At 39.6% G+C, this 16,918-nt stretch carries 23 protein-coding genes and 1 other RNA gene; 4 read left to right on the top strand and 20 right to left on the bottom strand.

Features of this window, described 5'->3' with window-relative positions; all coding sequences use genetic code 11:
* Positions 1-2: 2 nt before the first annotated feature.
* From brnQ to AM608_RS10155, 3 genes are all read right to left on the bottom strand, one after another.
* On the bottom strand, positions 3-1,307 hold the full coding sequence (gene brnQ / locus AM608_RS10165) for a branched-chain amino acid transport system II carrier protein (RefSeq protein WP_053581666.1): 1,305 nt from the start codon (positions 1,305-1,307) through the stop codon (positions 3-5).
* 39 nt (positions 1,308-1,346) lie between these two features.
* Positions 1,347-2,228, bottom strand: a complete 882-nt coding sequence (locus AM608_RS10160; RefSeq protein ID WP_053581665.1) for an SDR family oxidoreductase — start codon at positions 2,226-2,228, stop codon at positions 1,347-1,349.
* A gap of 77 nt (positions 2,229-2,305) precedes the next feature.
* Positions 2,306-2,596: a hypothetical protein gene (locus AM608_RS10155; protein ID WP_053581664.1), complete on the bottom strand. Its 291-nt coding sequence runs from the start codon at positions 2,594-2,596 to the stop codon at positions 2,306-2,308.
* A 124-nt stretch (positions 2,597-2,720) separates the two neighbouring features.
* Between AM608_RS10155 and AM608_RS12185 the strand changes: the two genes are divergently transcribed.
* Complete coding sequence (locus AM608_RS12185) at positions 2,721-2,930, top strand: hypothetical protein (RefSeq protein ID WP_157466331.1); 210 nt, start codon at positions 2,721-2,723, stop codon at positions 2,928-2,930.
* Here AM608_RS12185 and AM608_RS10150 read toward each other — a convergent pair.
* The 7 genes from AM608_RS10150 to AM608_RS10130 all read right to left on the bottom strand — a co-directional run bounded on the left by AM608_RS10150 (position 2,877) and on the right by AM608_RS10130 (position 7,443).
* Positions 2,877-3,680, bottom strand: coding sequence for a CPBP family intramembrane glutamic endopeptidase (locus AM608_RS10150; protein ID WP_053581663.1), 804 nt, complete (start codon positions 3,678-3,680; stop codon positions 2,877-2,879). The genes AM608_RS12185 and AM608_RS10150 overlap by 54 nt on opposite strands.
* A gap of 38 nt (positions 3,681-3,718) precedes the next feature.
* Complete coding sequence (locus tag AM608_RS12180; protein ID WP_157466328.1) at positions 3,719-3,886, bottom strand: hypothetical protein; 168 nt, start codon at positions 3,884-3,886, stop codon at positions 3,719-3,721.
* Positions 3,887-4,129: 243 nt separating this feature from the next.
* A complete protein-coding gene (locus AM608_RS10145) occupies positions 4,130-5,302 on the bottom strand; it encodes an AraC family transcriptional regulator (protein ID WP_053581662.1) in 1,173 nt (390 codons plus the stop codon).
* A 192-nt stretch (positions 5,303-5,494) separates the two neighbouring features.
* Positions 5,495-5,897: a transfer-messenger RNA gene (gene ssrA, locus AM608_RS11890) on the bottom strand.
* A gap of 69 nt (positions 5,898-5,966) precedes the next feature.
* Positions 5,967-6,374 carry a hypothetical protein gene (locus AM608_RS10140; protein ID WP_253273477.1) on the bottom strand — a complete coding sequence of 136 codons (408 nt, stop codon included), beginning with the start codon at positions 6,372-6,374 and terminating at the stop codon, positions 5,967-5,969.
* Positions 6,375-6,442: 68 nt separating this feature from the next.
* Entirely contained in the window at positions 6,443-7,219 is a 777-nt protein-coding gene (locus AM608_RS10135; RefSeq protein WP_053581661.1) for an SDR family NAD(P)-dependent oxidoreductase, read from the bottom strand.
* Positions 7,216-7,443 (bottom strand): hypothetical protein, encoded by a 228-nt coding sequence (locus AM608_RS10130; RefSeq protein WP_009420217.1) that lies wholly within the window; start codon positions 7,441-7,443, stop codon positions 7,216-7,218. The genes AM608_RS10135 and AM608_RS10130 overlap by 4 nt, the downstream gene beginning before the upstream one ends.
* A 99-nt stretch (positions 7,444-7,542) precedes the next feature.
* On the opposite strand from AM608_RS10130, the gene AM608_RS10125 reads away from it, so the two are divergent.
* The 3 genes from AM608_RS10125 (at position 7,543) to AM608_RS10115 (ending at position 9,449) form a co-directional block, all read left to right on the top strand.
* Entirely contained in the window at positions 7,543-7,875 is a 333-nt protein-coding gene (locus AM608_RS10125) for a MerR family transcriptional regulator (RefSeq protein WP_053581660.1), read from the top strand.
* A complete protein-coding gene (locus tag AM608_RS10120) occupies positions 7,875-8,954 on the top strand; it encodes a winged helix DNA-binding domain-containing protein (RefSeq protein ID WP_053581659.1) in 1,080 nt (359 codons plus the stop codon). The genes AM608_RS10125 and AM608_RS10120 overlap by 1 nt, the downstream gene beginning before the upstream one ends.
* Positions 8,955-9,029: 75 nt before the next feature.
* The gene (locus AM608_RS10115; RefSeq protein WP_053581658.1) at positions 9,030-9,449 is read left to right on the top strand and encodes a hypothetical protein; all 420 of its coding nucleotides are present in this window, start codon (positions 9,030-9,032) and stop codon (positions 9,447-9,449) included.
* An 85-nt stretch (positions 9,450-9,534) separates the two neighbouring features.
* Here AM608_RS10115 and AM608_RS10110 read toward each other — a convergent pair whose 3' ends face one another.
* The 10 genes from AM608_RS10110 to AM608_RS12285 all read right to left on the bottom strand — a co-directional run bounded on the left by AM608_RS10110 (position 9,535) and on the right by AM608_RS12285 (position 16,765).
* Positions 9,535-10,377, bottom strand: a complete 843-nt coding sequence (locus AM608_RS10110) for an aldo/keto reductase (protein WP_053581657.1) — start codon at positions 10,375-10,377, stop codon at positions 9,535-9,537.
* A 26-nt stretch (positions 10,378-10,403) separates the two neighbouring features.
* Positions 10,404-11,171 (bottom strand): carboxymuconolactone decarboxylase family protein, encoded by a 768-nt coding sequence (locus tag AM608_RS10105; RefSeq protein WP_253273476.1) that lies wholly within the window; start codon positions 11,169-11,171, stop codon positions 10,404-10,406.
* Positions 11,172-11,738: 567 nt separating this feature from the next.
* Positions 11,739-12,743: an MBL fold metallo-hydrolase gene (locus AM608_RS10100; RefSeq protein WP_053581655.1), complete on the bottom strand. Its 1,005-nt coding sequence runs from the start codon at positions 12,741-12,743 to the stop codon at positions 11,739-11,741.
* A 166-nt stretch (positions 12,744-12,909) separates the two neighbouring features.
* The gene (locus AM608_RS10095) at positions 12,910-13,266 is read right to left on the bottom strand and encodes a TfoX/Sxy family protein (RefSeq protein ID WP_034554179.1); all 357 of its coding nucleotides are present in this window, start codon (positions 13,264-13,266) and stop codon (positions 12,910-12,912) included.
* 6 nt (positions 13,267-13,272) lie between these two features.
* On the bottom strand, positions 13,273-13,743 hold the full coding sequence (locus AM608_RS10090; RefSeq protein WP_034554180.1) for a DinB family protein: 471 nt from the start codon (positions 13,741-13,743) through the stop codon (positions 13,273-13,275).
* A 76-nt stretch (positions 13,744-13,819) separates the two neighbouring features.
* On the bottom strand, positions 13,820-14,389 hold the full coding sequence (locus AM608_RS10085) for a Crp/Fnr family transcriptional regulator (RefSeq protein ID WP_009417638.1): 570 nt from the start codon (positions 14,387-14,389) through the stop codon (positions 13,820-13,822).
* A gap of 107 nt (positions 14,390-14,496) precedes the next feature.
* Positions 14,497-14,781: a hypothetical protein gene (locus AM608_RS10080; RefSeq protein WP_009417686.1), complete on the bottom strand. Its 285-nt coding sequence runs from the start codon at positions 14,779-14,781 to the stop codon at positions 14,497-14,499.
* A 160-nt stretch (positions 14,782-14,941) separates the two neighbouring features.
* Positions 14,942-15,403, bottom strand: coding sequence for a DUF302 domain-containing protein (locus tag AM608_RS10075; RefSeq protein ID WP_009417599.1), 462 nt, complete (start codon positions 15,401-15,403; stop codon positions 14,942-14,944).
* A gap of 8 nt (positions 15,404-15,411) precedes the next feature.
* Positions 15,412-16,587 carry a carboxylic ester hydrolase gene (locus AM608_RS10070; protein WP_009417689.1) on the bottom strand — a complete coding sequence of 392 codons (1,176 nt, stop codon included), beginning with the start codon at positions 16,585-16,587 and terminating at the stop codon, positions 15,412-15,414.
* 7 nt (positions 16,588-16,594) lie between these two features.
* Positions 16,595-16,765 (bottom strand): hypothetical protein, encoded by a 171-nt coding sequence (locus AM608_RS12285; RefSeq protein WP_009417712.1) that lies wholly within the window; start codon positions 16,763-16,765, stop codon positions 16,595-16,597.
* Positions 16,766-16,918: the final 153 nt, after the last annotated feature.

Genomic DNA, 16,918 nt, shown 5'->3' with positions numbered 1-16,918 from the left:
AATTATTTCTTCTTAAAGCTTTTTATGAAAGCTGTAATAATAAAAGTTAGCAAGGCAGGTAAAAACCATTCTAAACCGTAATCGCTCAAAGGTAATAGGTCTTTAATTTCATAAAGCTTATAAAAGGGAAGTCCTAATGTTTGACAGCTATCAATAGTGGAAATAATAGCAGTGACCAATACGCTTAAAATATAGGGTAATTTGCTATTTACAAAGCGGTCGAAGAATAAAACGGTTATAATGAGAGTAGAGACTATCGGGTATATAAATAGCAGAATATAAATCGCATAATTGATAATATTATCCACCGTGTTAATTGATAATACTACTGAAATGAGCGTACAGACTATAGCACCTACTTTGTACGGGATGCGTTGGTGAGTTACTTCTTCAAAGAACAAGCCCACTGCCGATGTAAGAGCAATAGCCGTGGTAAGACAAGCAAAACCAATAGCTAAGGCAACAGTGATAGTACCCCATTTTCCTAAAACAGAATGAGAAATGTGTAACAAAAGCTCAGTGCGTTGTACGCTATCAGTTAAAGGGTAATCGGTAGTGGCGCCTAAGTAAATAAGCCCTCCATAAATAAACAACAAACAGAGCGTAGAAAGCATTCCAGCCGCAAAAGTAACAGAAACACGCTCATTGCGTGAGGTATAGCCACTATCTATTACTGCTGCAATAACAATACCTGCAAAGATAACCGAAGCCAGCAAATCCATTGTTTGATAGCCTTCTAAGAAACCTAAGGAAAAACTTTCGGTGGCAGTAAATGCCGTAGAGGTAATACTATCAGGAGGAAAGCATACGCCTAAAACAATAAGCAGTACTAAAACTATCAGCAGAAAAGGAGTGAGAAACCTGCCTATAATGCTTACAATCTTGGATTTCGATATAGATAATGCGGTTACAACGGCAAAGAATAAAACGATGAACCACACCTTAGGAAAAGCAGGTAATAAGGGTTGTATGCCTACCTCAAAAGTAGTAGCAGCGGTGCGTGGGATAGCTACCAAAGGACCTATGCATAAAATAACTAATAACGTAAGGATTTTAATGAGCCAAGGGTGCGTTTTCTTCCCTAAATCAGTGAAGTGAGTGCCTGTTTTAGCCACCATTAACACCCCTAAGAAAGGAGCTAAAATAGCGGTGATAAAAAAGCCTAACAACGCCATACCCCATTCCCCTTCCGTTCTCAAACCTATGAACGGAGGCAATATAAGATTACCCGCCCCAAAGAACATCGCAAATAAAGCGAAGCCTACGGTGGTAATAGTTTTCCATTTGCTTTTACGAATATGATGCATAGAGGTAGAGAATAACTTTGCAAAAATAGTAATTTTATACTACAAATGCAAATATTTATTTCGAAGTTCCTCAAAAAATGCCTTCAACCTATGTTTTCCTACCTTCATTGGCGCTACCGAATCCATTGCCATTACGGTGAAAACGAATTCTATAGTGCCGTAAGCACTTTTAGGCAAGAGATATTTGCCTATTTTCAAAACGGACTTCCGTACCCAATCAGGCAAAAAACCAACCTTCACAGGCTTATGTAACACCTCGAAAGCCAAAGTAGCGATTTCATACTGGGTGAACACCTCAGCCCCTCCTACATTCACTTCCTTTTCGGAGCTCTCTAATTGCGCTACACACACCTCGGCTAAATCCTCGCCGTGAATGGGATTCATAGCGTATTGTCCTTTGCCAAACAGACGCACTTTACCTTCTTTTGCCATTGAAAAGATGGTAGCTATATCGCTGTAAAAAGCCGATGGACGCACGATACAGTAGTCCATTCCACTGGTTTTAAGGGTATCTACAAAACGCTCTTTGGCAGCCCCAATGGCAATAGGACGTAGTGCTTCGCCGTTTAATACGGAAATATATATGAACTTACGTACCCCTGAGCGCAGTGCTTCGTCAAGCAAGTTCTTGTTAGCTGCATAATCTACTTGCTCGTAGGTGAGTTTGTCTTTCTGCCGAGTAATTCCGACAGTGGAAATCACTTGGGTAACCCCCTCGCACACACCGAGTAAAGTATTGGGTTTTGTTACCTCAGCCTCGACGACTTCTAATAGCGGGTGGGTAAGTAAGGCGGGAGGTAACTTGGCTTTATTACGCACCACAATGCGGGTAGGGTATTCTTTTTTTAAGAGTTCAGCTAATATAAACTGACCTAAATAACCGGTCGCTCCGGCTAATAATATTTTTTCTGATGATTTCATACTGTTTTAATAAATTGATTTAAGACTTTCAACTTAGCTAATGTTTAAACTTTGGCTAAATTTTTGACGAAAAATAACTAATCGAACACAATTTTTCCTACGATTTTAGCGCCTTCATACACGTTGAGCTCGTGAAGTTCGTCTAAGATATAAGCGGGGGCGTGGTCAAAGAGAAACCTCACTTGGCACAAAGCACTGTATTCACTCTCTTTCATAGGCTCTTCAAATTCAATAATAATGCTCCAATTTGGTTGAGGCAATTGCTCGATGTAAGTGGTGGCATAATAGACCTCACCGGTAGGAGGGTGTTGCCGTCCGCCTTCTTCTTTGATAAGAAAATGAATGACACCTGATTTTGATTTCTTCATAGTCAGAATACAATTTGGTTTAACAAAAGTACTTCTTTATTTACTAACCGCCAAATAAAATAACGAATAACGAATGACAAATGACAGATAGATATATTTTAACTATACACTAAACGAATTTAGAGTGGCTCTTCAGTGGGTCTTCAGTGGGTCTTCAGTGGGTCTACAGTGGGTCTACAGTGGGTCTACACAGGACACTAATTATAGATTCACCGAACACTACCTGAATATCAGTGATTTCTTACCTTTGAGGATTGGCTTTTTCGGTGGAACGGAGGCTTTATTTACTAAAAAACAATCGTCTCTCTTTTATGAGGATATACCCCACGAGTAGGGCGAATAAGCCTGTTTGTATCAGTTTGCTGTCGGGGTGGGTGGCGAAGATTTCGTTGGAAATATTGGCTACCAAATGGAATAATATGGCTACCAGCACGTTGCGCCCCGATTTGTAATACAGCCAGTTGATGATAAACACAAAGGCAAACAGACTCACAAAAAAGTTAGCTGTATAGAGCCACCCCTCAGCTTGTACATTGCTTTGGTAGTAGTCTTTTATGAAGAACAAGGGCAAATGCCATAACCCCCAATACACAGTAAAGATGAGCGATGAGGTGAAAAGCGTCCACCTGCTGCGCAAGGCATCAGTGCCATAAGTATGCCAAGCCAATTCTTCGAGCACTGGCGCCAAACAGAGCACAAACCAAGCGTTGAAAGGTGCTGAACTGAAACTAGGCTCTCCCGAAATGTAAAACTGGTCGAGGCTATGCCCTAAATCAAGCGAAAGTAGTTGTGCCACCACAATGGAAAGGGGTGGAAACAAGAGGGTAATCCAAAAATAGCGGTTGGTGAGCAATTTTTTGCCTACAAAACGCCCTTTAAGGTCGGATAATAGTTCCTTATTGCGTGTAAAGAGGTAGGTAGCCACGCCCACAGGAGCCAATAAACCTGCCAATTCAAAAAAGCCTGTCCAAAAAGCATTAGGAGCTTTGGGTTGGTGACTCCAATAAGCCACCACAAACCACAATACCCAAGGAATCACAAGGGAAAGGGTAAAAAACAAAATAGGATGATTATATTTTTTCATTTTATTTAGATAAGAGATAAGAGGTAAAAGATAAGAAGTCAAAATTCTATTTTATAACTGATATTTGGTATTATAAGGGTAGCTTTGCTGAGCTCTATCTGTCCGGTTTGGTCATAAATAGTACCTCTAAGTGTTTGGGTAATATCTTGTGCGTGTGCTACAAGCGGAAGCACTAAAAAAAGAACGATGCTCAAAAAGGTTTTCATTGCGTAATACGTTTAAAATTCTGGGGCAAAGGTATGGTGGAAAACAAGGTGCATCGCCCAAGCGTGAGGGAATGGACGTAATTGTAATGAACAATTGATAATTGACAATTGACAAATGGTAGTGACGCAAGGGGTTAGGGAAGTTTTGTTCGTGGGAAGAATTGTGCGGGGCGGACGGATCGGAGGGAGTGGAAAGAAGGGGGAGCGTGAGAGTTTGGACGTGCTAAACTATGCTTCTCGCACCTAATTCAGAAATTCACTTGGTGTTTTACCTGTTATCTTCTTAAACACTTGATTGAAAGAGGACTTAGAGTTAAAGCCCGCTTCATAGGCAAGCCCTAAAAGATTAAAATTCTTATCAATGTCTTTCTTTGCCAAGGTGATAAACTCTTCGACACGATAACTGTTCACAAAGTCATAAAAATTCTTTTCTTCGTATTGGTTGATAATTTGTGAAAGGTGGTTAGGAAGTACACCTAACATTTCAGCTAATTGAGCTAAAGAGAGTTTAGGTTCGAGATAAGGTTTTTCGGTAGTCATTAGTGTGAGCAACTGTTGGTGTAAGCTGGTTGCATCTTCCGCTTTCAAACCGGATTTGCGGTATTCAGGAGTTTTGGAGAATGAAGAAGGTTCGATATTGTCTGACCTATGAGAATTGTCAGACAAGACTAAATTCTTTATAAAAGGCTTTTGTTTTTCAACACTAAAAATTCCCTGATGCCGTATGCCCCAGAAGCCAATAAGCCCTATAAGTAAGACAAAGAGTGTTAAGAAAATAAGTTCTATATTAACTCCTATCTCTATTTCTAAGAGAAATTGCACTATATATCCCACTATCATCACTGAGAAAATCAGCCCGAACCCGATGAGCAACAGTCGTAGCCATTGCAAACTAATACCTTCGTTATAGCCAAAATTGTCGCCTATTACCCGCTCATACTGATTGATTTTCTGATAAGCCAATACAATATACACCACACTCACGGTCACAAAAGCTACAAACGAAGTTGTAAATAACCATTGATACGGGCTATGGTAATCGGCTTGGTCTATCATTGCTTTTTCAGCCGCCGAATAGCCAAAAAGAAAAGGAAACATCACAACGTAGGTGAGCAAAAAAGGTAAAAAGTGCAAGCTATCGTGCCAATGAAAATGTTGGTCTTCACGTGAACACACCAATACGTACAAATATACAAAAGGAGCAAACAAAAGCGGAAAAGGGTGCGTCGCTCCTACTAAATGAGGATATTTCTCCCAATAGCCCAAATAATGCAGGTAGTAATTCAGCAGATAAATACCAATGCACACCAACCATATCCCCAATACCTTATCCGATAAGGCTTGAGGGCGTTTGGCAAAGAGCAATACAGAGAGGAAAAAGCAAAGGAAAATGCCGATAGTAAAGAGCGTATTCATTATTATCTTTGTTGTTATTAAAGGCGCAAATATAAAGATAATACAAGAAAACGCCAATAACTTTACTACTTAATGATAAATAAATGAAAAAATATAACAAATATAGTGAATAAGGCACCTAAAATGAATAAAAAAACGAGAGCTAAATAGACGTGTTTTTCTATTTAGTTCTCGTTCTATAATGAAATTGTAATGTGGAGTCGGAGAGAATCGAACTCTCGTCCAAATAAGTCATCAAAAAGCTTTCTACATACTTAGTCCTCGTTTGATTTTCGTCGCAAAACTGACCGAGCACCGCCCATTTTGCGCTTAGCTTCCTTTGCTTAAGAACCGTTAGCAGAAGCGTACCGCAGGTTCAATGTTGACTTTTATGGTGCCTCTGTACGAAACGCCGTCAACAAGGGCTTTTCAGAGACATCTCGCTTCCCTACCTTGTAGGGACTTAGCCAGCAATCTTACTAAACTTCAGATTAGGCAGCAAGAGCGTAGTTATTCTCGCCATTTAAAATTTTGAAATAGAGATTATCGAGCATTCATTTCACAGCTCGGTATGCTTACTATTTAATGCCACTTACTGTCAAAACCGGTCGACCCCAAGTGTTCATTTCTGTAATTCGGTGCAAAGGTACAAAAAATAATCATACTCACAACAATTACCCATCTTTTATTTTATACTTTTACATAAAAAGAGGATTTGGAAACCAGCTTCGGGGGCAAAGTAATAGGGGGAGAAATTCAGTTGAGGACGCAACATCAGCACAGGGATATCTATAAAACCACTGTGAGACTCATCGGTTCTTAGCCAAGCAGAGAGTTGTGCTTCAGGGATAGCGACTAATCTGTTTTCCGAACGAAAGTTGCCCGCAAGTCCCACTGATAGCGCAAACTTTTTGCTGTCATAACAGTTGAAATGTATTCCTAACTGTCCGTAATTACTACCTTGTTCGAGGTAACTCACATCTATGATCAGGATTTTGTTGTCGGAGATTTGCGCTACAGCGGGGAGTGCTGCCCATACACATAGCAGTAAAAAGAGTTTTTTTATTTTAATTATTGTATTTTTTAAGTGCATATTCTACTGCAAAAGCTATCGTTGGACAAAAATAGTAATAATTAGCAAATTAAGAAATTGGCAATTTTTTAATTTGTAGTGACTCCGCCATCAACGGCGAGCACAGTGCCTGTAATCCACGAAGCATTGTCGCTGGCTAAGAATACACAAGCTTTGGCTATATCTTCAGGCGTGCCAATGTGTTGTAAAGGGTAAATTTCCTTTACCATAGTCTCAAAAGCGGCTTGTTTTTCGGGGGTAAGAGCTTGCAAATTGCGGTTGAATTGCGGGGTAGAAATACTTCCAGGGGCAATGGCATTTACGCGTACGCCCAACTGTCCTATTTCAAAAGCTAAAGCCTTGGTAAAAGAGTTTAACGCTCCTTTAGTAGCTGAATAAACGGTTGTTGCGCGGTTAGGAAGCATTCTATGGGCAAAATACGACGAGATATTAATGACATTCCCCTTGCTTTTCACCAAAGCAGGAAGCAGACTTTGGGTAAGGAAATAAGGTGCTTTTACATTGAGGTTGAAGTGGGCATCGTATAAGGCATCGTCCACTTGCTCAAAAGGCACGAACTTGCCTAAACCGGCGTTGTTTACTAAAATATCTACCGTAGATAGCAGTCGCTCAATGTCTTTCACTACCTCAGTTACTGTCTCTGTTTTTGATAAATCAGCAGAGAGGGTGTGTACTTGCACGCCAAACTCATTTAGTAGCTCTTGTTGGGCTCTTTGTAGTTTCTCAGGGTCTTTACCTATGAGCAATAGGTTCGCGCCCTCACGGGCAAAGGCTCTGGCTATTCCTAAGCCAATACCATCACTTCCGCCGGTAATCACGGCATTCTTGTTGTTTAAGTTTTTCATTTTGATATTTGTTTATTGATTTTACATTTTCTTCTTTTATACCATTTTACTAAGGAAACATAAAGTACTGCCTGAGGAAATGATATTGCGTAAGAGGTTAAAAACTTCAGTCCCCAATCATTCCAAAGATTAAACTTATCGCTTGTAATAAAGCTGTTTACCAAGCAAAGCGGTGTTGCTATAAAAAAGACAAATTGCAGAGTTTGTTTAAGTTCTGTATTCATTTGTTAATTATCTTCTTTAATTGTAGATTATTTACAAAATGCAAAGGTAAAGTATTTATTTGTATATTTGCAACTTATTTCGTAATTTATTTACAATCTATGGCAAAAAAAGTACAAAAAGAACTCTTGTTAGACTTTGATTTTCTGCGGAAATTGGTAGTGGGCATAGGGGAAGTATCGCAAATCACTGGTATCCCTACCCGACAAATACGCTATTGGGAAGAGAAAGGAATTATCAGCAGTTTAACAGAAGAGGAAGGGAAAAACCGCCGGTATGATTACCTTAATATCAAAAAAATACTCCTCATCAAAGAACTCCTTGATGAGGGGTACACGTTAGATGCTTCAGTAGAGAAAGTAAAGAAGCGTATGGCGATGATAGAGGAAACGCTCTCCAAGATGAATCAATTAGTTAATAAGCAGATGAGTTGATGAGAACAATAAGTAGGCAAGAGGCTATTACACTGAGATTGTTGCACCAGCAATTGCTTTCTCCTCAATATGAAAAACCTGAGGATATTGTAGTGTGGCAAGGGGCTATACAGGCACAGGACTATAACTATTTCCGTTGGGCGATAGGTATACGGCAATGTACTCCGCAATTAACCCAACTCCAAGAAGCTTTTGCTAAGGCTGAACTTTTGCGCCTTCATCTCTTGCGTTGTACGGTGCAAGTGGTGAGCAAAACGGATATAGGCTGGTTACTCCCCTTATGCAAGGAACGCAATCTGAGTACTTTGCAATCTTGGCAAAAGAGTATCAGTACAGCGTTTGCCCAAAATTACTTTGAGGAGGTAACCCACGCTCTACGTGAATTGTTAGTTGGTGGTAAGTCATTGTCTAAAAAAGCTATTGCTAACAGACTCACAGTTTTGGGATTTTTACCTGATGACAAACTGCTCAACCCCCTATTATTGCGTGCTGAGATTGAAGGACTTTTGTGTTCGGGGGTAATGCAAGGCAAGGAAGCTACTTGGGCTCTATTGTCCGAAAGAGTGCCCACAACAACTGTTATTACCCTTGATAAAGCTTTGAAACGACTGGCACAGAAGTATTTCAGGAGTCATTCGCCTGCCTCGTTAGAGGATTTTGTGTGGTGGTCGGGATTGCCTAAAATGCAATGTAAAAAAGCTATTGAGGGGATTGCCTCTGAATTAGAAGAAGTTTTGGTAGAAAGTACTCCAATGTATCTGTATCGCAATAACTTTGAGGCTACCAATTACGCAAAAACAATACATTTGCTTCCGCCATACGATGAGTATCTGATAGGCTATAAAAGCCGCTGGGTAGCTCTCGACAAAAAGCACGAAGCAAAGGCACACAATAAGTTTGGTATATTCAAACCAGTTATTCTGCACGAAGGCAGAGTTGTAGGCAATTGGAAAGCGAGTATTGATAAACAAGCTGCTAACCTAACTACCGACCTTTTTACTGAGAAAACCAAAGTAAGGAAACGGAGTTTGCAAGAGGCTACTGAGCAACTTGTAAGGTTTTGTAAAAAAGATAACTAATTTTCTAATTTCCTCATTTGCTCATTTGTTAATTATGTATTACCTTTGCAACATTAAAATATTAATAATATAATTATGAGAAAAGTACTTTTAATGGGAGTGTTAGCTTCCTTTATGCTAGCGAGCTGTGGTACAGCTAAATCACCAGAGATGAAACGCTTGGAAAAACAACAACAAGCCTTAAAACTCAATTCTGAGCTCAACGAATTGCAAATGAAACTCACACAAGAGCAAACCGATAATCAGTCGTTGCAAACTGAGGCTACACAAGCTAATGAAGAAGCTACCAATCGTACGGATGCTTTTAGTGATGCCAACTCGGCTTCGGCAAGTGCTAAAAAAGCGAACAAAGCTCAAAAGGCATTGCGCAAAGCTAGTAGGGCTAACAGGAATTTAGCCAAAAGTAATCGCCGTATTGAGAAATTGCAAAAAGACATCACTAAATTGCAAGAAAAGATAACTAAACTAAATGCTGAAGTAGAATTTAGCAAATAGATGCAAGTTAGATGTTTTATTAAAAATTCCCGTGTGGTACAAGTATCACACGGGAATTTTACTAATTAGCAAATTTGCAAATTTGCTAATTACCATATTGTACTATCATCTCTACAAAATCAGGGTCTCGGTGAGAAGCGAAGAGTGTTTGCTGGGTGTCGAGAGTGGCTATTTGGCTCATATCCTCCGCTGAGAGTTGGAAGTCAAATACATTAAGGTTTTGTTCCATACGCTCTTTGCGCACCGACTTAGGAATGCAGATAATATCGCGTTGCAAGAGATAACGCAAAGCTACTTGGGCAGCACTTTTGTGATACTTTTCTCCAATAGCATTGAGAGTAGGATTGGCAAAGAAATCGTTTTTACCCTCAGCAAAAGGTCCCCACGACATTAGCTTGGTGTCATATTTCTTCATTAGCTCTTGGAGGTCTTGCTGTTGGTAGAATACGTGTGTTTCCATTTGGTTTACAGCAGGTTTTATCTCGCAGTGGTATGCCAAATCGAGGTATCTATCAGCATAGAAGTTGCTCACCCCAATAGCACGCACTTTACCCCCTTTGTAGGCTTCTTCCATAGCGCGATAAGAGCCATAATAGTCGCCAAAAGGTTGGTGAATGAGCAAGAGGTCTATATAATCAGTTTGTAGTTTGTGCAAAGAGGTTTCGATAGAGGCTTTTGCTTTTTCGTAGCCACCATTGCTTATCCACACTTTGGTAACGATAAAGAACTCTTTGCGGTCGATACCACTTTTCTTAATAGCGTTACCTACACCCTCTTCATTTTTATAGATTTGGGCAGTGTCAATCATTCGGTAGCCTACCGAAATAGCATCGCTTACGCAACGCTCACATTCTTTAGGGTCTACTTGGTATACTCCATAACCCAATAGGGGCATTTGTACCCCGTTGTTTAACTCAATGTTTTTCATTTGTATTTCTTATTTTTAGTTTTTTGTTAATTGTCTGTACAGCTTGCACCTAATTTCTCGTAATCTTTTTGGCTTACAGGTTCTAACCATTCGGTTTGGGCTTTAGCGGTATCCATAATAGAGAGGTGAGCAAACCAACTCTTATTACTTGCTCCGTGCCAGTGTTTTACCCCTATAGGCACTACTACCACGTCGCCTTTTTGGAGCAATCGGGCAGGCTTGCCCCACTCTTGATACCAACCTGTACCTTCCGTTACTAATAGAATTTGCTCAGTGGTGTGCTTATGCCAATGGTTGATACAACTAGGCTCAAAAGTAACATTGGATACATTGATAGTGTTGTTCTTATCGGGTACTACTAAAGCGTTTAGGTAGCTTTTGCCAGTAAAATATTGTTTGTACGCCTCATTAGGTTGTCCTATGGCAAAGATATATCCTGCACTGCCTTTGCTAAGGTCGGTAGCTATTTCATTAGCATAGACTTCTTTAGCAGCAAGGAAAGCCCCCCACGCCTTAGGCCAGCCTGCATAGAAGGCAATATGGGTAATTATCTCGGCTATTTCGTCTTTGCTGATGCCATTCTTCTTGCCCTCGGTAAGATGGGCTTTGATAGTAAATTCAGGTGCTCCACTACCTATTAGGGTAGCGATGGTTACCATACTGCGGTCACGAGGAGAAAGTTCTCCTTCACGACTCCATATTTGCCCGAAGAGCACATCGTCATTCAATTGGGCAAATTTAGGGGCGAAATCGCCAAGACGGTCACGCCCTGCTGTTTGTTTTTCTTTTTTCATTGTATTTTGTTGTTTTACTTGGGCACTCATCGTCACTGTTAAGAGTACCATTGCAAAGATAATAATTTTTTTTCATATTCATATTCACTTAAAAAATCGTCACAAAGGTATACGGCGGTATTTTGAGCAGATTCTTAGACAAAAGTCGGTAGTTTTTACAAATTTTCCTTATCTTTTTAGCTTTTCTTCCTCCGCCTATTTTTCTCGCTTTGTACAACAACATTTAGGGGTAAGTCTGAGTGAATTTTATTTATTGTTTGTTGTGCTACAACTTGCGTGTCGTGCTATGATTCCTCAATTTTAAGATAGTCTTTTGCCTTTGTATCAGCAACATCAGTAAGATACATTTTTCCATCAACGCTTTTAACTTCAAAGCGTTACAAATTGTAACGGTTTCATTTCCCTATTTTTTGAGTCGTTCTTTTAGTTTGTTCCAATACTTTCGAACAGTAAGAAAATCTTTACTATATAATTAATAATTGACAATTAACGATTAACAAAAGCTCCCTGTAGTGCATTCTGTATAAGTAGTTTGCATACGAGAATTTTATTTGTGATTTGTTCTCGTTAAATGATTACATCTTCAGGAGAAGCATAAGAAAAAGGCACCCATCGGTAGTCCTTCTCTTTGCCTATATATCCCAAACCAGGGAAAGGTAAATGCCCTGCAAGAATAAGTGTATGCTCTTTGTAGCAGTTTTCGAGTACGCGTAGGCGTGTGTGAATACCTTGCTGATAATCAGTATCCCACAACACACCCCAATCGGGTTTAGCAATGAGCAAAGGCGAGTGAACCGTATCGGCTAAATGCTTTAACGAACGTCCCTCTGAGATGATAGTTACAAGCGTATGCCCCGGCGTATGTCCTTCGGCTAACTCGGTTTTTAATATCCCAAAAAGAGTATCACCTGCGCTGAAGAAGTGCAGATGATTGCCAAGAGCTTTGAGAATATTGCGCGAATAGTTTAAGTATTGTTCTAACTGCTGAGGAGTTCTCTTATATTTAGTTTTAGAAAAATCGGGATTAGGTGATAGCCAAAAGTCGTATTCCTTTTTGTTGATATAACATTGCGCATTAGGGAAAGTGAGTTTGCCATCGGGAGTGGTAAGTCCCCCAATATGGTCGCCGTGAGCGTGAGTGATAAATACATCAGTAATATCAGAAGGAGAAACACCTATCCTTATGAGATTTTCGGGGAGTCTTCCTATATTGGTTTTCCCAGAATGTTTGCCATTACCTGCATCGATTAAGATATACTTATTAGCCGATTTTATAAGCAATATATTCACCGACATCTGCATCAGTTCGGGGTTGAGATACAGTTTTTGCATCTGGTTTACAAAGTCCTTTTTAGGTATTTGAGGGGCAAAGATAGATTGAGGAGGAGTGACGTTCATATATCCATCAGATAGGAGAAAGAGCTCCAAATCTCCCAATGTAATTTTAAGGCTACATCCTGTTGCTACAACATTGCTGTCAGTAGTTTTTTCAGGTAAGAAACTCATTAGTGACGGAACCGCTAAAAGTCCCCCACTGAGGACAGTGGTTTGAAAGAATTTACGTCTATTCATAATATCGATTAGCTTTACTTTATTTATTGATGACACAAAGATACAAAATAATTGACAATTAATAATTGATAATTGACAAAAAACTCCCCGTGATGCGAGCTGCATAGGCAGTTTGCACCACGGGGAGTTTATTTATTGTGTGTTATGCTACGACTCGTGTTACGACTTAATTAGCTAAATTCTTTTTCTTAGAACTCTTTGCTTTGCTGTTGAACTCTAAACAGAGTTGTAACCAAAAGTCAAAGTCTTTTTTTTGGTTGTACCCCGTAGGGTCTACATAGCAATAGCCAGAGAGTTCTTTGCCTCTCATTACCACTGGCGAGAAGCCCTGCCTTTCGGCAATTTCTTCTGTCTGCTCAGGATCAAACCTACACATTAAGGAATCCTTTCCTATATTGATGCACATCTTGTCATTCACCAAGAAAGCCAAACCGCCAAACATCGCTTTTTCTTCCACCGTAATATGGGGAATTTTTGCTAAATATTCGCGAACTCTATTCGCAAGTGTTATACTATAAGCCATTTTTTATTAGATTTTTGAGCTAAAATAGTTTAAAGCTACTACAGTTCCCAAATGTCTCGACTCGTGCATATTGTTTACATACATAGCATCTTCTATAGTATCAATAGAAAATAAACCTACCTTAACCGTTGGAAACTCATTGAATAGCCTTCCTTGATAATCTTCTTTTAATTGATTTGCCGTACTGAGTAACAATTCCTTTACTTGGTAGATTTCTTCTTTTGAAGGTGTAATCTTTTGAGGAAAGGTGCCACGATTGTATTTCTCTAAAAAATCAGTGCTGATTAGCAGTTTATTTCCACTGAGCTGATAACATAAGAATTGTTGTACAGCAATACAATGTGCTATATTCCAAAAGATGTTATTAGAAAAACCTGTTGGGATATAGCCTAATTGTTCAGGGGTAAGACTATCTAAGTAAGTCAATAGGTTTTTGCGAATGGATAAAAGAAAGTCAAAGTGTTTTGTTTTTGTCATTTTTAAATATTTTTTAGAAATCGGGGGCAAAAGTACTGCCTTCAAACTAAAAAAATCTTGCCATAAGACAAGATTTTCACATTTCTTTCCTGATACGACTCAGTGAAGTATCTGTAATGCCTAAATAAGTAGCTATATGTTTTAAGGGGGCGTACTTTATAGCACTGGGTTTTTCCTTTATAAACTGCATATAGCGTTCTTTGGCGGGGAGTATAATCATTTCGAGGGAACGTTTCTTTGCCTCAAACAATTTCTCTGCCATAAAGAGTCGCCCCCATTCCGAATATCCTTTCAAACTGTGATAAAGTTCTTGAAAACGGTCATAATCTATATGCCACCCCTCACAATCGGTAAGGGCTTGGATATTTTCAGCAGAAGGTAAATGTTTAAAAAGAGAAAGTTCTTGCACGATAATTTCACCTTCACAAAAGAAGTCGGTAGTGATATCATTTCCTTCATAGTCATACACAAAGGCGCGAGCAACTCCTCTCTGCAAGATGAGATAACCACGAGCTATTTCGTCCTTGCGCAAGATAAAATCACCCTTGCGAAAAGCAATAGGCTGATGGGCTTTTTGTATCTGTTGTAACTCTTGAGCCCCTATAAGAGGGTGTTTGTAGATATTTTGAAATAAGTTATGTGGCATTATTATTCTTTGATATTAGCTAATAAACTCCCCATAATTACTGCCTGTACGACTCGTCCCACGAGGAGTTTTATTTACGCTTGTCGTGCTACGACTTGCCTGTCGTGCTACGACTCCTCGATTTTAAGGTAGTCTTTAGCTTTATCAGTAAGTCGCATTTTACCATCAGCAGCTTCTAATTTCAATTGGTGACAATTTGACACCGTTTCATTTCCCTCTTTTTTGAGTCGTTCTTTTAGTTTGTTCCAATACTTTCGAGCAGTAAGAAAATCTTTACTATCCGCAAGTATAGCCACTACATCTACAATAGAGAAATACCATTTCTCGTGAGTGTCGTCCCAAATGGTACGCACCTTGCGCTCTTCAAATAATTTGATAGCTTCTTTTTTCATATCCGATAAGGTTTTTGTGCTTTTTCAAACAACAAAAGTACAAAATAATTAATAATTGACAATTAACCATTGATAGTTTACAAAAACTCCCCGTGGTTACTGCCTATGCAGCTCGCACCACGGGGAGTTCATTTTCTAATTTTCTAATTCTCTCATTTTCTCATTTGCTAATCGACGATTTTATCAACTGTAGTATTGCTGCATCTATTTTCTCTGCTGTGCTGAAGTTTTGTTTTATATGGTATTTTTCAGCGATAGCAGTAATTTTCTCGTAGCGTATATTTACCGTTTTACCCTCCTCGTAGATGAGGATTTTCAAAGGGAGTTCAATAGCCAACCGAGGGTTTTCCTGCATTAGGGCGGTTCCTACTTTGGGGTTACCTACTATAAGCACGGTGGCAGGCTGCATACTTTCGCCTACTGCCTCAGCCGCTTTGTGATGTTCAATAGTAGCAAAAATGATAATTCCTTTGCTGTTCAGTGTTTTCTGAAGTGCCGCTACGGTCTCTTCAAAAGCTAATGGACTTTGGAAGTCTCCATAAGGTTTTATCACATCTTTACAACTGATAATATGTGCTGCTACTAAGAACGGGAATAATAAGAAGATAATAAGGTGTTTCATATAGTTTATTACAAGTGTTTTTCAAAGAAAGTAAGGGTAAGTTCATTTAGTTTGTGGTGGGTTTCCTCAATAGAGGTTTTGCCACTAAATCCCAAAAGATGAGGAAAAGGCACCCATAAAGGTGCATCGGTAAAATCTACGTGGAAGATATCAGGGATTTGTACAAATTCACTCTCAGCTGTATTTTTGCATAGGTTTTCCATTGTGCTGAGGTGCTCTTGAATATCGCTTTCTGTCCACCCCCCTGAGCGTTCTCTTTCTGTGCGCATAGCTTCTGCAGGACGTGTGATCACCATTGTAGGAACACGCAAGCCTGTTTGTGCTATTTTTAGCGGAATCTGTGATTCCATAATCAAATTAGCTTTGATACGAGGGGCTTTCCACGAGGCTTCCGATACGATAATTCCTCCGAGAGAAACCCCAAAAGCTCCTAATCTATCCAAGTTGAGTTTGTTGTAAAGAAGATGGTTAGGATCGTTTGTATTGAGCGCAGTAAGGAAATCTATTACTCGCAATACATCTTTGGCGAAGTAGGCTATCAATCCCCCTTCAAAGGTTTTTCCGTTATAGTTCAAAAGAGGATTTTCTTCTGTTAAGCTCTCATTGAGCATAGGGTCGATGAGTGTTCGCGGCAGGCTTTGGAGCGTACTACCGTCGGGGAAAGTTGCTAAGGCTACCGCCATAGGGCAATCAATACCCACCACTATATAGCCTTGAGAAACTAACTCTTGTATCTGAAAAGTGCTTATACATCGGTGACCATAAAGTCCTGTGAGGTACAGAAGTACAGGATATTGCGCTTTTTCCTTGTTTACAGGAGCTTTTTCTAAGGCATTAGAACGCTTGAATTGCAACGAATAAAGCAACGCCTTTGGAATATGCAAAAGCTCTGAAATAGCCTCGCTCACCTTTGTAGCTTCAGGGATATAAGGGGCGTAATCGTGGTGAGAGGTATTTTCGGCAGGGTACCACACTTGTATGGGGATTTGTCTGGCTTGGTGTTTATCCGTGATAAAAATCTCCTCCCTATCAGGGTCGGTTACCCAATAACTCACTGTGCCAACGGCATACTTGCCCATAGGTTTTGCAAAAAGCGCAGGACGGAATATATAGTAAGCCCCTCCTACGAGCAAGAGCAAGAACAATAGTATGGTGATAAGGATATACATCTTTTTCTTTTTCATTTGCTAATTATATTGAGGTAGTGGCAAAGATGTGCAATGAACCATCTGTTTCTTTGCGCTGTATATAGCCTTTGTGGGTCATTTGGTGTAATTGTTTCTTTACTGCTGCGGTGGCTATCCCAGCTTTTTTTGCATTTAAAGGTAGCCTGTGGCTACCTTTAAACGGTATAATATGCAAAAGTACATATTATTTTTTACTTAACCTACTAAATTTGTAGCTTTTGTATCAGCCACCCATTCCACCATCAGTGGCATCTAATTTTAACTGGTGATAATTTGACACCGTTTCATTTTCCGTCTTTTTTGAGTAATCCCCAAAGATGTGCATTTT

The sequence above is a fragment of the Capnocytophaga sp. oral taxon 323 genome (assembly GCF_001278825.1).
GTDB classification, from domain to species: Bacteria; Bacteroidota; Bacteroidia; order Flavobacteriales; family Flavobacteriaceae; genus Capnocytophaga; species Capnocytophaga ochracea.
Note: the sequence above shows the minus strand (reverse complement) of the source record. Positions and strands in the feature narration are given on the sequence as shown.

Coding starts and splice junctions, on each gene's coding strand:
- brnQ (WP_053581666.1), bottom strand. CDS start 1,307: ATGCATCATATTCGTAAAAGCAAATGGAAAACTATTACCACCGTAGGC.
- AM608_RS10160 (WP_053581665.1), bottom strand. CDS start 2,228: ATGAAATCATCAGAAAAAATATTATTAGCCGGAGCGACCGGTTATTTA.
- AM608_RS10155 (WP_053581664.1), bottom strand. CDS start 2,596: ATGAAGAAATCAAAATCAGGTGTCATTCATTTTCTTATCAAAGAAGAA.
- AM608_RS10150 (WP_053581663.1), bottom strand. CDS start 3,680: ATGAAAAAATATAATCATCCTATTTTGTTTTTTACCCTTTCCCTTGTG.
- AM608_RS12180 (WP_157466328.1), bottom strand. CDS start 3,886: ATGAAAACCTTTTTGAGCATCGTTCTTTTTTTAGTGCTTCCGCTTGTA.
- AM608_RS10145 (WP_053581662.1), bottom strand. CDS start 5,302: ATGAATACGCTCTTTACTATCGGCATTTTCCTTTGCTTTTTCCTCTCT.
- AM608_RS10140 (WP_253273477.1), bottom strand. CDS start 6,374: ATGCACTTAAAAAATACAATAATTAAAATAAAAAAACTCTTTTTACTG.
- AM608_RS10135 (WP_053581661.1), bottom strand. CDS start 7,219: ATGAAAAACTTAAACAACAAGAATGCCGTGATTACCGGCGGAAGTGAT.
- AM608_RS10130 (WP_009420217.1), bottom strand. CDS start 7,443: ATGAATACAGAACTTAAACAAACTCTGCAATTTGTCTTTTTTATAGCA.
- AM608_RS10125 (WP_053581660.1), top strand. CDS start 7,543: ATGGCAAAAAAAGTACAAAAAGAACTCTTGTTAGACTTTGATTTTCTG.
- AM608_RS10120 (WP_053581659.1), top strand. CDS start 7,875: ATGAGAACAATAAGTAGGCAAGAGGCTATTACACTGAGATTGTTGCAC.
- AM608_RS10115 (WP_053581658.1), top strand. CDS start 9,030: ATGAGAAAAGTACTTTTAATGGGAGTGTTAGCTTCCTTTATGCTAGCG.
- AM608_RS10110 (WP_053581657.1), bottom strand. CDS start 10,377: ATGAAAAACATTGAGTTAAACAACGGGGTACAAATGCCCCTATTGGGT.
- AM608_RS10105 (WP_253273476.1), bottom strand. CDS start 11,171: ATGAAAAAAGAAAAACAAACAGCAGGGCGTGACCGTCTTGGCGATTTC.
- AM608_RS10100 (WP_053581655.1), bottom strand. CDS start 12,743: ATGAATAGACGTAAATTCTTTCAAACCACTGTCCTCAGTGGGGGACTT.
- AM608_RS10095 (WP_034554179.1), bottom strand. CDS start 13,266: ATGGCTTATAGTATAACACTTGCGAATAGAGTTCGCGAATATTTAGCA.
- AM608_RS10090 (WP_034554180.1), bottom strand. CDS start 13,743: ATGACAAAAACAAAACACTTTGACTTTCTTTTATCCATTCGCAAAAAC.
- AM608_RS10085 (WP_009417638.1), bottom strand. CDS start 14,389: ATGCCACATAACTTATTTCAAAATATCTACAAACACCCTCTTATAGGG.
- AM608_RS10080 (WP_009417686.1), bottom strand. CDS start 14,781: ATGAAAAAAGAAGCTATCAAATTATTTGAAGAGCGCAAGGTGCGTACC.
- AM608_RS10075 (WP_009417599.1), bottom strand. CDS start 15,403: ATGAAACACCTTATTATCTTCTTATTATTCCCGTTCTTAGTAGCAGCA.
- AM608_RS10070 (WP_009417689.1), bottom strand. CDS start 16,587: ATGAAAAAGAAAAAGATGTATATCCTTATCACCATACTATTGTTCTTG.